The 12,844-nt window shown below is 68.7% G+C and carries 13 protein-coding genes and 1 pseudogene; 7 read left to right on the top strand and 7 right to left on the bottom strand.

Annotation, left to right across the window (positions count from 1 at the left end; translation table 11 throughout):
* Positions 1–49: 49 nt before the first annotated feature.
* A complete protein-coding gene (locus B0E52_RS12495; RefSeq protein WP_077484221.1) occupies positions 50–1,285 on the bottom strand; it encodes an MFS transporter in 1,236 nt (411 codons plus the stop codon).
* Positions 1,286–1,418: 133 nt separating this feature from the next.
* Here B0E52_RS12495 and B0E52_RS12490 point away from each other — a divergent pair, with 133 nt between their 5' ends.
* Together B0E52_RS12490 and ppk1 are read left to right on the top strand one after the other, a co-directional pair.
* Positions 1,419–2,213, top strand: a complete 795-nt coding sequence (locus B0E52_RS12490) for a helix-turn-helix transcriptional regulator (protein WP_077484219.1) — start codon at positions 1,419–1,421, stop codon at positions 2,211–2,213.
* A 135-nt stretch (positions 2,214–2,348) separates the two neighbouring features.
* The gene (gene ppk1, locus B0E52_RS12485; RefSeq protein ID WP_077484217.1) at positions 2,349–4,499 is read left to right on the top strand and encodes a polyphosphate kinase 1; all 2,151 of its coding nucleotides are present in this window, start codon (positions 2,349–2,351) and stop codon (positions 4,497–4,499) included.
* Between the two features lie 110 nt (positions 4,500–4,609).
* Here ppk1 and B0E52_RS12480 read toward each other — a convergent pair whose 3' ends face one another.
* The 3 genes from B0E52_RS12480 to B0E52_RS12470 form a co-directional block, all read right to left on the bottom strand.
* Positions 4,610–5,167, bottom strand: coding sequence for an NAD(P)H-dependent oxidoreductase (locus tag B0E52_RS12480; RefSeq protein WP_077484215.1), 558 nt, complete (start codon positions 5,165–5,167; stop codon positions 4,610–4,612).
* A gap of 93 nt (positions 5,168–5,260) precedes the next feature.
* Entirely contained in the window at positions 5,261–5,827 is a 567-nt protein-coding gene (locus B0E52_RS12475; RefSeq protein WP_139351671.1) for an Ivy family c-type lysozyme inhibitor, read from the bottom strand.
* A 76-nt stretch (positions 5,828–5,903) separates the two neighbouring features.
* Complete coding sequence (locus B0E52_RS12470) at positions 5,904–6,311, bottom strand: hypothetical protein (RefSeq protein ID WP_077484211.1); 408 nt, start codon at positions 6,309–6,311, stop codon at positions 5,904–5,906.
* 152 nt (positions 6,312–6,463) lie between these two features.
* Between B0E52_RS12470 and B0E52_RS12465 the strand changes: the two genes are divergently transcribed.
* Positions 6,464–6,832: a hypothetical protein gene (locus B0E52_RS12465; protein ID WP_077484209.1), complete on the top strand. Its 369-nt coding sequence runs from the start codon at positions 6,464–6,466 to the stop codon at positions 6,830–6,832.
* Positions 6,833–6,847: 15 nt separating this feature from the next.
* Here the strand turns inward: B0E52_RS12465 and B0E52_RS12460 are convergent, their stop codons facing one another.
* Positions 6,848–7,552, bottom strand: coding sequence for an SDR family NAD(P)-dependent oxidoreductase (locus B0E52_RS12460; protein ID WP_077484207.1), 705 nt, complete (start codon positions 7,550–7,552; stop codon positions 6,848–6,850).
* 124 nt (positions 7,553–7,676) lie between these two features.
* Here B0E52_RS12460 and B0E52_RS12455 point away from each other — a divergent pair, with 124 nt between their 5' ends.
* The 4 genes and pseudogenes from B0E52_RS12455 to B0E52_RS12440 all read left to right on the top strand — a co-directional run bounded on the left by B0E52_RS12455 (position 7,677) and on the right by B0E52_RS12440 (position 10,546).
* A complete protein-coding gene (locus B0E52_RS12455) occupies positions 7,677–8,603 on the top strand; it encodes a LysR family transcriptional regulator (RefSeq protein ID WP_077484205.1) in 927 nt (308 codons plus the stop codon).
* Between the two features lie 48 nt (positions 8,604–8,651).
* Entirely contained in the window at positions 8,652–9,494 is an 843-nt protein-coding gene (locus tag B0E52_RS12450; protein WP_077484457.1) for an MnmC family methyltransferase, read from the top strand.
* Between the two features lie 336 nt (positions 9,495–9,830).
* Positions 9,831–10,187: pseudogene (locus tag B0E52_RS12445) on the top strand (polymer-forming cytoskeletal protein); the annotation flags it as partial.
* Entirely contained in the window at positions 10,184–10,546 is a 363-nt protein-coding gene (locus tag B0E52_RS12440; RefSeq protein WP_077484201.1) for a hypothetical protein, read from the top strand. The pseudogene B0E52_RS12445 and the gene B0E52_RS12440, both read left to right, overlap by 4 nt.
* A 30-nt stretch (positions 10,547–10,576) precedes the next feature.
* Here B0E52_RS12440 and B0E52_RS12435 read toward each other — a convergent pair whose 3' ends face one another.
* Positions 10,577–12,169 carry a carboxylesterase family protein gene (locus B0E52_RS12435; protein ID WP_077484199.1) on the bottom strand — a complete coding sequence of 531 codons (1,593 nt, stop codon included), beginning with the start codon at positions 12,167–12,169 and terminating at the stop codon, positions 10,577–10,579.
* Positions 12,170–12,331: 162 nt separating this feature from the next.
* Entirely contained in the window at positions 12,332–12,817 is a 486-nt protein-coding gene (locus B0E52_RS12430) for a DUF1801 domain-containing protein (protein ID WP_077484197.1), read from the bottom strand.
* Positions 12,818–12,844: the final 27 nt, after the last annotated feature.

The following is a 12,844-nucleotide window of genomic DNA, read 5'->3' as shown; positions in this document are numbered from 1 at the left end:
TACCCAACTCCGTTGTTCAAAGCTCAAACCCGCGGTTACGAGGACAACCTCACCCCTTGGCCGGCTTCTCGATATCCGGCAACAGCAACGCACACACGCCGATCAGCGGCAGGAAGGCGCACAACTGGTAGACATGCGCGATGCCGTCGAGGTCGGCCAGCTTGCCGAGCACCGCCGCCCCGATGCCGCCCATGCCGAAGGCCAGGCCGTAGAACACGCCGGAGATCATGCCGATGCGGCCCGGCACCAGTTCCTGCGCGTAGACGATGATGGTGGTGAAGGCCGAGGCCAGGATCAGGCCGATCACCACGCTGAGCACGCCGGTCCAGAACAGGTTCGCGTGCGGCAGCAGCAGGGTGAACGGCGCCACGCCGAGGATCGAGCCCAGGATCACCCACTTGCGCCCCACCTTGTCGCCCAGCGGGCCGCCGATCAGCACGCCGCACGCCACCGCGGCGAGGAACACGAACAGGTGCACCTGCGCGTTCTGCACCGACACGTTGAAGGCGTGCATCAGGTAGAACGTGTAGTAGCTGCTGATGCTGGCGATGTAGAAGTACTTGGAGAAGATCAGCACGCCCAGCACCATCAGCGAAAACTTCACCATGCCCGGCGACAGCTCGCGCAGCGGCGCACGGCGGGCGCGCGACTTGCCGCGGGTGGCGTGGTGGCGCGCGTACCAATGACCCACCTGCACCAGCACCGCGATCGCCAGCAGCGGCGCCAACGCGAACCACGCCACGCTCCCGCGCCCGTGCGGCACGATGATCCACGCCGCCAGCAGCGGCCCCAGCGAGGCGCCGAAATTGCCGCCCACCACGAACACCGACTGCGCCAGCCCCGGCCGGCCGCCCGAAGCCATGCGCGCCACGCGCGAGGATTCGGGATGGAAGATCGACGAGCCGGTGCCCACCAGCGCCGCCGCCAGCAGCAGCACCGGGAAGTTCGGCGCGGTGGCGAGCAGCAGCAGGCCGGCCAGGGTGAAGCCCATGCCCGCGGCCAGCGAATACGGCATCGGCCGGCGGTCGGTCGCCATGCCCACCAGCGGCTGCAGCAGCGAGGCGGTGACCTGGTAGGTCAGCGTGATCAGGCCGACCTGCGCGAAGTTGAGGTCGAAGCCGCTCTTCAGCAGCGGATAGATCGCCAGGATCAGCGACTGGATCATGTCGTTGAGCAGGTGCGAGAAGCTGATCGCACCCAGCACGCTGAACTGGGTGCGCTCCTCGGCGGCCGTGGGCGCGGTGGCGACGGGATTCAGGGGTACGGCGTCGACGCGGGTCTGCATGGGGGAACCGTCAGGGATCTCGGGGAAAAGATCGCGGCGGCATGCCTTGCATCCGTCGCTGCGCACACGATAATCCGCCGGGAGGCGGCCCGCATGCGCCGTCGGGTCAATATCTGTCGAATCCGGGCCATTCATGAGACACACCCGCGTCGATGCCTACGAGAACGCGCCGCGCGACGTCGTGGCCACCGGCAACGACTACGCCGCCGGCTACGTGCTGCCCGCGCATGCGCACCGGCGCGGCCAGCTGCTGTACGCGGCCACCGGCGTGGTCAGCGCGGTGACCGACCGCGGCAGCTGGGTGGTGCCGCCGCGGCGCGCGCTGTGGATCCCGCCGGGCGTGCCGCACGAGGTGCACATGAGCGGCGCGGTTTCCACGCGCAGCGTCTACGTGCGGCGCGAGGCTGCCGATGCCGCGGGCCTGCCTGCGTACTGCCAGGTGATCGCGGTGTCGCCGCTGCTGCACGCGCTGCTGCTGGAGGCGGTGGACCTGCCGCTGGAATACGCACTGGACGGCCGCGACGGCCGCGTGATGGCGCTGCTGCTGGACGAGATCCGCGCGATGCCCGCGCTGCCGCTGAACACGCCGTTGCCCGACGAGCCACGCCTGCGCAAGCTGTGCCGCGCCCTGCTCGCCGCACCCGCGCTGGAGGTCGACATCGACGCCATGGCGCACAAGGCCGGCATGAGCCGGCGCCACTTCACCCGGCTCTTCCGCCAGCAGACCGGCATGAGCTTCGCCGCGTGGCGCCAGCAGGCCTGCCTGCTCGCCGCGTTGACCCGGCTCGGTGCCGGCGAACCGGTCACCACCGTCGCGATCGAGCTGGGCTACGCCAGCGCCAGCGCGTTCAGCGCCGCGTTCCGCCGCACCCTCGGCGCCGCGCCCAGCCGCTATCTGGCGATGCTGGCGCGCGACGGCGTGGCCTGATTCGCGGCCGGTGTCATCGCTCCGTCATGAAACGGCGGCACGGTGTCATCCACGCCTATAGACGGAGCGCGTGAACCGTCGGGGTTACCATGCCGGCATGGATTACCGCGACAGGCGCACCACGGATATGCATCGATGAGTTCACGCGCACCCCGCAAGCCCTCGCCTGCTGCCACAGGCGCACCGGCGGCGAATGATGCGGCCTCCACGCCCGCGCCCGACCTCGGCGAGCGCCGCCTGTACATCAACCGCGAGCTGTCGCAGCTGGCGTTCAACATCCGCGTGCTCGACCAGGCACTGGACGCGCGCACGCCGCTGCAGGAGCGGCTGAAGTTCCTGCTGATCTTCTCGCGCAACATGGACGAGTTCTTCGAGATCCGCGTGGCGGGGCTGAAGGGCCAGATCGCGCTGGACCACGAGTTGCTCGGCGCCGACGGCATGGCGCCGCGCCAGGTGCTGGCCGAGATCAGCGCGATCGCGCATCGGCAGATCGAGCGGCAGTACGCGATCCTCAACGAGCGCATCCTTCCGAAACTGGCTGCGCACGGCATCCGCATCGCGCGGCGCGACGAGTGGACGCACAAGCAGAAGCAGTGGGTGCGCCGCTATTTCCGCGAGGAGGTGGCGCCGCTGGTCACGCCGATCGGGCTGGACCCCACCCATCCGTTCCCGCTGCTGGTCAACAAGAGCCTCAACTTCATCGTGCAACTGGACGGTACGGACGCGTTCGGCCGCGACTCCGGCCTCGCCGTGGTGCCCGCGCCGCGCGTGCTGCCGCGGCTGATCCGCATACCCGACGACATCGCCGAGGGCGGCGATGGCTACGTGCTGCTGTCCTCGATGATCCACGCGCACGCCGACGAGCTGTTCCCCGGCATGAACGTGCTCGGTTGCTACCAGTTCCGGCTGACCCGCAACGCCGACCTCGCGCTCGACCCCGAGGACGTGGAGGACCTGGCGCTCGCGCTGCGCGGCGAGCTGTATTCGCGCCGCTTCGGCAGCGCGGTGCGGCTGGAGGTGGCCGACAACTGCCCGAAGACGCTTACCGCCCACCTGCTGAAACAGTTCGGTCTCGCCGAGTCGGAGCTCTACGAGGTGAACGGCCCGGTGAACCTGGCGCGGCTGTTCCGCATCGCCAGCAAGGTGAACTACCCCGCGCTGCAGTACAAGCCCTTCGTGCCCGCGCTGCCGAAGGTGCTGAAGCACGCCGAGGACTTGTTCGCGGTGATCGCGAAGCAGGACGTGTTGCTGCTGCATCCCTATGAATCCTTCGCGCCGGTGGTGGACCTGCTGCGCCAGGCCGCGAAGGATCCGCAGGTGCTGGCGATCAAGCAGACGCTGTACCGCACCGGCGCAGACTCGGAGATCGTCGACGCGCTGGTCGACGCCGCCCGCGCCGGCAAGGAAGTGACCGCGGTGGTGGAGCTGCGCGCACGCTTCGACGAGGAATCCAACCTCACGCTCGCCTCGCGCCTGCAGCAGGCCGGCGCGATGGTGATCTACGGCGTGGTGGGCATCAAGACCCACGCCAAGCTGATGCTGGTCCAGCGCCGCGAAGGCAGCGAACTGGTGCGCTACGCCCACCTGGGCACCGGCAACTACCACACCGCCAACGCGCGGTTGTACACCGACTACAGCCTGCTCACTTCCGACGAGGTGCTCTGCGAGGACGTGCACAAGCTGTTCAGCCAGCTCACCGGCATGGGCAAGGCGCTGCGCATGAAGAAGCTGCTGCAGGCGCCGTTCACGCTGAAACTAGGCTTGCTCGACCTGATCGCGCAGGAAGCCGCGCACGCCGCGGCGGGCAAGCCGGCGCGCATCCTGATCAAGGTCAACGCGCTCACCGACCCCAAGATGATCCGCGCGCTGTACAAGGCCAGCATCGCCGGCGTGCACATCGACCTGCTCGTGCGCGGCATGTGCTGCCTGCGCCCGGGGGTGCCCGGCGTGTCGGAGCACATCCGCGTGCGCTCGGTGATCGGACGCTTCCTGGAACACAGCCGCGCCTACTGGTTCGCCAACGACGGCGAACCGAAGCTGTACCTCTCCAGCGCCGACCTGATGGAACGCAACCTGGACCGCCGCGTGGAATGCGCGTTCCCGATCGAGGGCAAGAAGCTGCAGCAGCGCATCCTCGGCGCGCTGGAGCTCTACCTCGCCGACAACGTCGGTTCCGCCGAACTGCAGGCCGACGGCAGTTACCGGCCGGTGGCGCGCGCTCCTGACGAGGCGGTGCTCGACGCACAGCAGCAGTTGCTGGAGAAGCTCAGCGGCGCGGAGGCGTGATCCACGGATGGATCACGCGTCGCACCATCGCGCAAGCGATAGTGCGACGGAGCCGGGTCCGGACCCGGCGGGTCGTGAAAGCGCAGGACAGCGCTTTCACGACATTCCGGTCAAGCCAGGTGTTGCTTCACCCACGCCACATAGCGGTCCACGAAGCCCTGCAGGAATTTCTGCGTACCCTCGCTGGCGACATGGCCCTCGGCGTCGATCAGGCCGTCGTCCTTGAACTGCACGAACACCTCGGGCTGCGCCAGCGTCGCTACGTCGAGGTAGGCCAGCACGTTGCGCAGGTGCTGCTGCGCCAGCGCGCTGCCGGTGGCACCAATCGAGGCGCCGATCACCGCACCCGGCTTGCCGGCGAAGGAATTCGTGCCCCACGGGCGCGAGGCGAGATCGATCGCGTTCTTCAGCACGCCGGGAATCCCGCGGTTGTATTCCGGCGTGACGAACAGCAGCGCATCGGCCGCTTCCACCCGCTGCTTCAGCTGGCGCCCCGCCGCTGGGTAGTCGGCGTCGAAATCCTGGTTGTACGGCGGCAGGTCGTCGATGCGGATGTGCTCGAAGGCAAAGTCCTTCGGCGCCAGCCGCTCGACCGCCCGCGCCAACCGCTGGTTGATCGACGCCTTGCGCAGGCTGCCCACCAGTACCGCCACCTTGATCGTACTCATGCAGGATGCTCCACCGGACAAGGGCGCCGCCCATGCGCGGCGCATCCGGGTCATTGGACACGGACGGCGATCAAGCCACTGTGATGCGCGTCGTCAACGCACGTACAGCGCGTCGTGCAGCAGCTGCTGGCGCAGCTTGTCGGGATCGCCCAGCCAGGTGAGCTTGTCCTGCGAGCTGTCGTCGGGATCGACCGCCGGCGTCAGGTTCTCGGGACGTTGCGCGAACAGTCCCCACATCGCGTGGTCTTGCGCGTCATACAGCAAGGCCACGCGCTCGGTGGGGCAATCGTGCGGCTTGCACGCGGTGGCAAGCAGCATGGCCTTGCCATCCACCTGCACGGTCCGCGCCGGCGTGGCCGTGCCGCCCTCGCGTACCCAGGCCGGCAGCGTCTGTGCGTCTGGCAGCGCATCCAGCGTCTTCGTGAAATCCGGACGCTGCAGCAGGTCGTACAGGTAGATCCGCACGGCGGTCGGCGTCGCGACCACCGTGGTGGCATCGTTGCCCGCCGTCGTCGCAACGCCGGCCGGCGCGGCCTGCGTGGCGGGCTTGCCCGGGGAAGACGTGGAGGATGCCGGAGCCGCCGGCGTCTGCGGCCCCTGCGAGCAGGCGACGCAGGCCAGCGTCGCCGTCAATGCGCATGCGAGCATGGAAAACTTCATCGCAAGCCTCCTCGTCATGTGGCACGAGGTTTCAACCTAGCAAGCCGCCATGCAACGCCCGCTGACGCACGGACTCTCACTTCGCCTGCAGGCTCTCCATCGCCTTCTTTGCATCGGCATGCGCGGCGTCCAGCGTGGTCGCCTTCAGCCCCTGCTGGGCGTCGCCCAGCGCGGCGTGCAGGCGGGCCTCGACGGCGGTATCGCCCTTGGCATCGACGATGGCGCCCTGGCCCATGCCCTTGCAGGGGTCCGCCGCCTTGGCATCGAAGCCCTTGCCCGACGGCCCGACCAGGCAGTTCACCACGTGATGCAGATGCGCATGCGTCGTCGCCAGGTCCGCCGCGCCCAGTGCCATGCCGGCATGCGCGCCCGCCGTGGCGATCTGTTTCGATGCCGCGCCGTTCGCATCCGCTGCCGACGCGGCGAACGGCAGGGCCAGCACCAGCATCAGGGCCGGCAATCCACGCACGAAATGTTTCGTCATGACCCACTCCCGATCAGCGCGGCACTGGCCGCAGTCCGCCGACTATGCCACCGCTGCCGTGAGGAAAGGGAAAAGCCGTGCCGCAGGTCATGCCGGCGACGTCGCGGCGCGGCCTTACACTGCAGGCACTTGCCCCGAGCGGAGATCACGCCATGGCCCGCGTGGAACTGGAAGCCGATCGCGTCAGCATGCAGCTGAGCCCGCTGGACGAGGTCCTGTCGCTGCACGGCTCGCTGCACATCCCGTATCGCCACATCCTGGCGGCGCATGCCGATCCGGTGCCGGAAGCCTGGTTCCGCGGCTTCCGCGTCGGCACCAACATCCCCGGCGTCAAGGTGGCAGGCAGTTTCTACAATGGCGAGGGCGCGATGTTCTACGACTTCCACGACCCCGCCCGCTGTCTCACGCTGGAACTGGATCACGAACACTACCGCCGCGTGGTGGTCGAGGTCGCCCACGACCAGGACGCCGCCGCGCTGGCGACGCAGATCACGGCGCGGCTGCCGCCCGCCGCCGGCTGAGCGGCAGCGACGCCGTCACCACGGCACGCGTCGACCGAGATAGTCGAGGTATTGCAGCCCTGGCTCGCCCGACTGCGCCTCGATGGTGTCCACCAGGTGCGGGATGCTCTCGTCGATGGCGAGACGCGCATCGGGGCCGCCCAGTTCGGTGCGCACCCAGCCGGGCGCCAGCAGCAGCAGCGTCCGCGCCGCGCCGGCATGGCGTACGGCGTAGCTGCGCATGAACATGTTGAGCGCGGCCTTGCTGCCGCGATACACCTCGTGGCCGCCACGCTCGTTGTTGGCGACGCTACCTTGCCCGGACGACATGATGGCTATCGTGCCGGCCGGTGACACGAGATCCTGCAGGGTTTCAACCACGCGCAGCGGGCTCAGCGCATTGGTAACCATCACGCGCACGAACTCGTCGGTCGATACGTCGGCGATCGTTTCGTGCTCGGCGTTCGTGACGCCCGCATTGACGAACAGCATGTCGAAGCGCCGCGATGCCAGTCGCGCATGCAGCGCAGCTACCTGTTCAGGGCGATTGATGTCGACGTTCTCCACGTCGAGCTGACCGCTACCGGCCTGCGCGACGCCACGCAGGCCGGACGAAGCTGCATCGCGCTCGGTGGCGACGACGTTCCAGCCGCGCTTGAGGTATTCCTCCGCCAGCGCCAGGCCCAGGCCGCGCGAGGCACCGATGAGCAGGAGGTTTTTGTTCGCGGCAAAAGCTGGCATCTACAATCTCCTGCATCGGTACGTGCGCCAGCGGCCAGCATAGCGACGCTCCACCGATGCGGAAGCCGCGTCCGCTGCATTGCATACCTGCACTCCACGCCATGCCAGGTCCACGCTCCACCCCATGCCCGACACCGACCTGAACCTGCTGACCGCACTGGATGCACTGCTTGCCGAGGGCAGCGTGGCCGGCGCCGCACGCCGGCTGGGGTTGAGCGCATCGGCGATGAGCCGGACGCTCGCGCGGTTGCGCGAGGCAACCGGCGACCCGCTGCTGGTTCGCGCCGGACGCACCATGGTGGCCACGCCGCATGCCGTGGAACTGCGCGAACGCGTGCATCGGCTGGCCCGCGAGACGCACGCCGTGTTGCGTCCGGCCGCGGCCGGTTTCGACCCGGCCACGTTGCAACGAAATTTCACGATACGCGCCAACGAAGGCTTCGTGGAGATTTTCGCGGCCCGGTTGATCGCGGCGGTCGCCGCCGCGGCGCCCAGGGCGCGATTGCGCTTTGCGCCCAAGCCGGACAAGGACGTGCGCCCGTTGCGGGAAGGGATTGTCGACCTCGACATCGGCGTGCTCGGCGAATCGGGGCCGGAGGTTCGGGTGCAAGGCCTCTTCCGCGACCACTACGTGGGCGTGGTCCGGTGCGGTCATCCCCTGCTCGAACCGGGCCAGCTCACCGCCGAGCGTTATGCGGCGTGTGCGCATGTCGTCGTCTCGCGTCGGGGGCGTTCCGACGGCCCGGTGGATGCGGCGCTCGCCGAATTAGGCCTGGCGCGAAGAGTGGTTGCGGTGCTGCCGGGGTTTCGGGCCGCGCTTGCCGTCGCCAGCGACTCCGACCTGGTGGCGCTGGCGACCGCCTCGTTTTTCGACGCCACGCTGGCAGCCTGTTCGCCGGCGGGCACATCGAACCTCGCATGCTTTCCGCTGCCGGTCCGAACCGCGCCCATCATGGTCTCGCAGATGTGGCATCCGCAGCTCGACGCCGAGCCGGCGCATCGCTGGCTGCGCGCCCTGGTGCTGGCCTGCTGCCGCAGGCAGGCACAATAAGAACACCGCGGCCAACCGCGCCTCGCCAACCCCGTGGAGATCCCCTGCGTGTCGCACTACACCGGCCCCCTGCTCACTCGCACCACCGCCGAGGCGCTGCTCGCCGCGCGTACCGCCGGCGCCACCGAGTGGAGCGGCTCGCTGGACCTTGGCCGCTCGACCGATGCAGCGCAGCTGCACCTGGACGCCTGGCGATGGCGCGGCGAGCGCTACGCTTACCCGCCTGCACTGAAGGACCGCAGCATCCACTACTGGGATGGCGCGGAGTTCGCGCCGGCCGCGCGCTACTCCGGTGCGCTGATCAAGCTGGTGCCCACCGAATGGGGCGCGCCCACCTTCGAGATCGACGGCATCAAGATGCTGCCCACCTCGAAGGAATCGCCGCTGGACGACGCGCGCCGCAAGGTGGCCCTGGTCGAGCCGCACGGCAACGTGGTGCTGGATACCTGCGGCGGCCTGGGCTACTTCGCCGCCTGCTGCCTGGACGCGGGCGCCGCACGCATCCACTCCTTCGAGAAGAACCCCGACGTGCTGTGGCTGCGCACGCTCAACCCGTGGTCGCCCGATCCGGAGGCGGCGGAACATGGCGGGCGCCTGCAACTCGTCCACGCCGACGTCGCGCAGGCCATCGCGCAGCTCGCCGACGCCTCGGTGGATGCGCTGCTGCACGACCCGCCGCGTTTCGGCATCGCCGGCGAGCTGTATTCGCTGGCGTTCTACCGGCAACTGGCGCGCGTGCTGCGCCGCGGAGGCCGCCTGTTCCACTACACCGGCAGCCCGAACAAGCTCACCAGCGGCCGCGACGTGCCACGCGAGGTGGCGAAGCGGCTGGAACTGGCGGGCTTCAAGGCACAGTTGGCGCTGGACGGGGTACTGGCGACGCGGCGCTGAACGCGTTTATGCCAGCGCTGCCACGAATGGCTGCGTACCTCGACACTCCATCGCACCAACGGACCATTCATCTGCGTTCGCGCGATGAACCGCAGCTGTCTGCACCGGTTTCCATCCCATTCATTCGAGGGGTACGCTCGACCTTCCCCCGAGCGAAACCGGAGCCCCGCCATGGCCTTGTGGAAAGAACCCGTGAAGTCCCCCGCCACCGCGGCGCCCGAAACCACCGAGCAGACACGTCACGATATCCCGGAGAACAAGCCCGAAACGGCAGCACCGGTACAGCCGGCACAACCGGCACCGCGTCCCGCCCTCGCGGCCGTGGCGGCCAAGCCCAAGGCCGAATCGCTGATCGCGCCCGACATCACGATCGAGGGCAAGATCGAGGGCGCGGGCCACGTGCGCATCGCCGGCAACTTCAAGGGCGACGTCAGCGTGCGCGGGGACCTCACCATCGAACCCGGCGCCAAGGTGACCGGCAGCGTGCGTGCCGAGAAGGTCACGATCGGAGGCGAACTGGTGGGCAACATCGAATCCGCGGTGCACGTGGAACTGCTGCAGAGCGGCGCGCTGACCGGCGACCTGAAGGCCGGGTCGCTCAGCGTGGCGGCCGGCTCGCGCATGCGTGGCCAGGCCGAGTTCGGCTGGGACGACAAGGACACCTCCCGCGGACACGGCGGCACGACTTCGTGACCACCGCGCGCCCGGGCACGGCCGGGGCGACGCGCACCTGCCCGCACTGCCGGGAGACCATCCTCGAAAGTGCGAGCGTGTGCCCGGCCTGCCGCCACAAGCTGCGTTTCAGCGAATCGGCCGACGCAGGCGCGGCAGCGGCGTCCGTGCCGCTGCGGGTGGAGGGCAGCCTCCGCAATCCGGACGGCGGCGCGTGGGAATACTCGATGGTGCTGACGATCCGCAACGAGCGCGGCGAGGAGATCGCGCGCAAGCTGGTGGGCGTCGGCGCCATGCAGCCGGGCGAGAAGCGCAGCTTCAGCCTGAGCGTCGAGATGCAGGCCGCCGGCGCGGGCGACAAGCGCACGCGACCTTACTGAAGTCGCGGCCATCGCCTGCCCGCGCACTTCTCACAAGTGCGCGTCGGGCTCGAAGCGCTGGAGGAATTCGTAACGCGGCGCGTTGCGGTCGATGAAGGTCTGCGTGTGCGCGCCGATCGCCTGGCGCAGCAGGCCGCCATCCTGCGGCGTCACGGTCGGCCACGTCGGCAGGCCCGGCCCGTTCGGATTGCCGGCCTTGATGAAGTTCGCCCAATAGCCTTCCATCACGCTGGAAACGCGCCGGTCGATGGTGGTCCATGCGTAGACGTGGTTGCCATCGAGGTTGCCCAGCGCATATTCGATCTCGCCGCTGTGCACGGCGCCGGTGCCCGGGCCCGCGCTGCCGTCGCGCTTCGCGGGGCGCGGCTGCTCGAAATAGTAGTAATACACGGGCGCGTTGCCGGTGCGGCGCTGACTATCCATCCAGCGCCAGGTCGAGAACGCGATGAACTGGTCGCCCGACAACGCCGTGCCGGAAGCCTCCACCTCGGCCACGTCGCTACCGGGATAGAGCTTCAGCGCCTCGTCCGCCTGCGTGCCGAACTGCTTCCGCAGCGCGGCGCGATAGTTGGCCGGCGTGGGCGCCTTGTCACCGAGCAGGGCCTTCCAGTAACCCTCCTGCGAGTTCGAGCCCACCAGCAAGGGGATGTGTGCCTGCGCGCCGGCGGCGTAGATGTCTTCCGGCGAACGCGCCAGGAAATAGCCATCAACGGTCGGGTTGAAGCTGTCGCTGTCCGATGTCCCCAGCGCCTTGAGCAAGTCGGCCGCGGGCATCGCGCGCAATTCAGCCAGCGAACGGGCGCCAAGCTTGTGCATGAAGTTCTCGCCCCTCTGTTCGGCCAGCGCCAGCGGCTCGGGCTTCAGGTTGCCCAGCACCGCGCCACTCTCGCCGATCGCGCGCTGCATCAAGTCCTTCGACAGCGGTGAGGCCATCAGCGCCGACACTGCCATCGATCCCGCCGATTCGCCGCCGATGGTGACCCGTGCCGGGTCGCCGCCGAACGCGGCGATGTTGGCGCGCACCCAGCGCAGCGCGGCGGTCATGTCGAGCAGGCTGTAGTTGCCTGCGGCATGCCGCGGCGACTCGGCGGCCAGCGCGGGCAAGGCCAGCAGGCCGAACACGTCGAGGCGGTAGTTCACCGTAACGGTGACAATGCCGCGCTGCGCGAGGCTGGCACCGTCGTAGCGCGGCTCCGAGCCGTCGCCGGCCAACAGGCTGCCACCATAGAAATACACCAGCACCGGCAGCTTGCCGGCCTTGTGCTTTGCGGGCATCCACACGTTGAGGTAAAGGCAGTCCTCGCTCATGCCGGCGGAGCGGAACACCATGTCGCCGTACAGCGGGCGCTGCATGCAGCGAGCGGCGAAATGATCGGCCCTGCGCACGCCGCTCCACGACGCCACCGGTTGCGGCGGCTTCCAGCGCAGCACGCCGACCGGCGGCTCGGCATAGGGAATGCCCTTGAACTCGTCCAGGCCGGCCTTCGCGTCGTGGATACCGGAGAGCGTGCCGGTGTCGATCCGTACCGTCGGTGCCGAATCGGCGGCTGCAGCCCATGAAGCGGGAAGCGCGAGCAGCAGTCCCAGCAGGATGCGGCACGAACAGGGAAGAGCCATCTGCATGACAGGCACCTCGGCAAGGGACAAGGCGCCATCATAGAAGCGGATCGTGCGTGGCGCCTCGTCGGCACGGGCACGCGATGGAGCAGCTTCGTTTCGGTTGGAAAGCAACGGCGCCCCTCACCCGGCCTTCCCCCCAAGCGACGCTTGGGGCAGAGGTGTGTCTCAGCCCAGCGCCTTCTTCAGCAGCGCGGCGATGCGCTTCTCCACCTCGGCGTTCATGGTCTTGAGCGCGTATGACGTTGGCCACATGGCACCGTCGTCGAGCGTGGCCTTGTCGGTGAAACCGAAGGTGGCGTACCGGTCCTTGAACTTCAGCGCGTCCTTGAAGAAGCAGACGACCTTGTCGTCCTTCGCATACGCCGGCATGCCGTACCAGGTCCGCGGCACCAGCGTCGGGGCATGCGCCTTGACGAGGGCATGCACCCGCCCAGCCATGGCGCGATCGGCCTCCGGCATCGCGGCGATCGCCGCCAGCACCTCGCGCTCGCCGTCTTCCCGGGTCCGGTCCGCGCGTGCCTGCGCCTTCAGCTCCTGGGCATAGGCCTTCATCGCGGCCTTTTCCTCGGCGCTGAAGCCGGCCGTTTTGCCGGACGCCGCAGCGGTCTTGTTCGGGGTCTTCTTTGCAGCCTTCTTTGCAATCGGGCTCATGGCTGATTCCTCGCTGGGGTTCGTATC

Origin of the sequence: Rhodanobacter sp. C06, from assembly GCF_002001105.1 — a bacterium.
Taxonomy (GTDB): domain Bacteria; phylum Pseudomonadota; class Gammaproteobacteria; order Xanthomonadales; family Rhodanobacteraceae; genus Rhodanobacter_A.
Note: the sequence above shows the minus strand (reverse complement) of the source record. Positions and strands in the feature narration are given on the sequence as shown.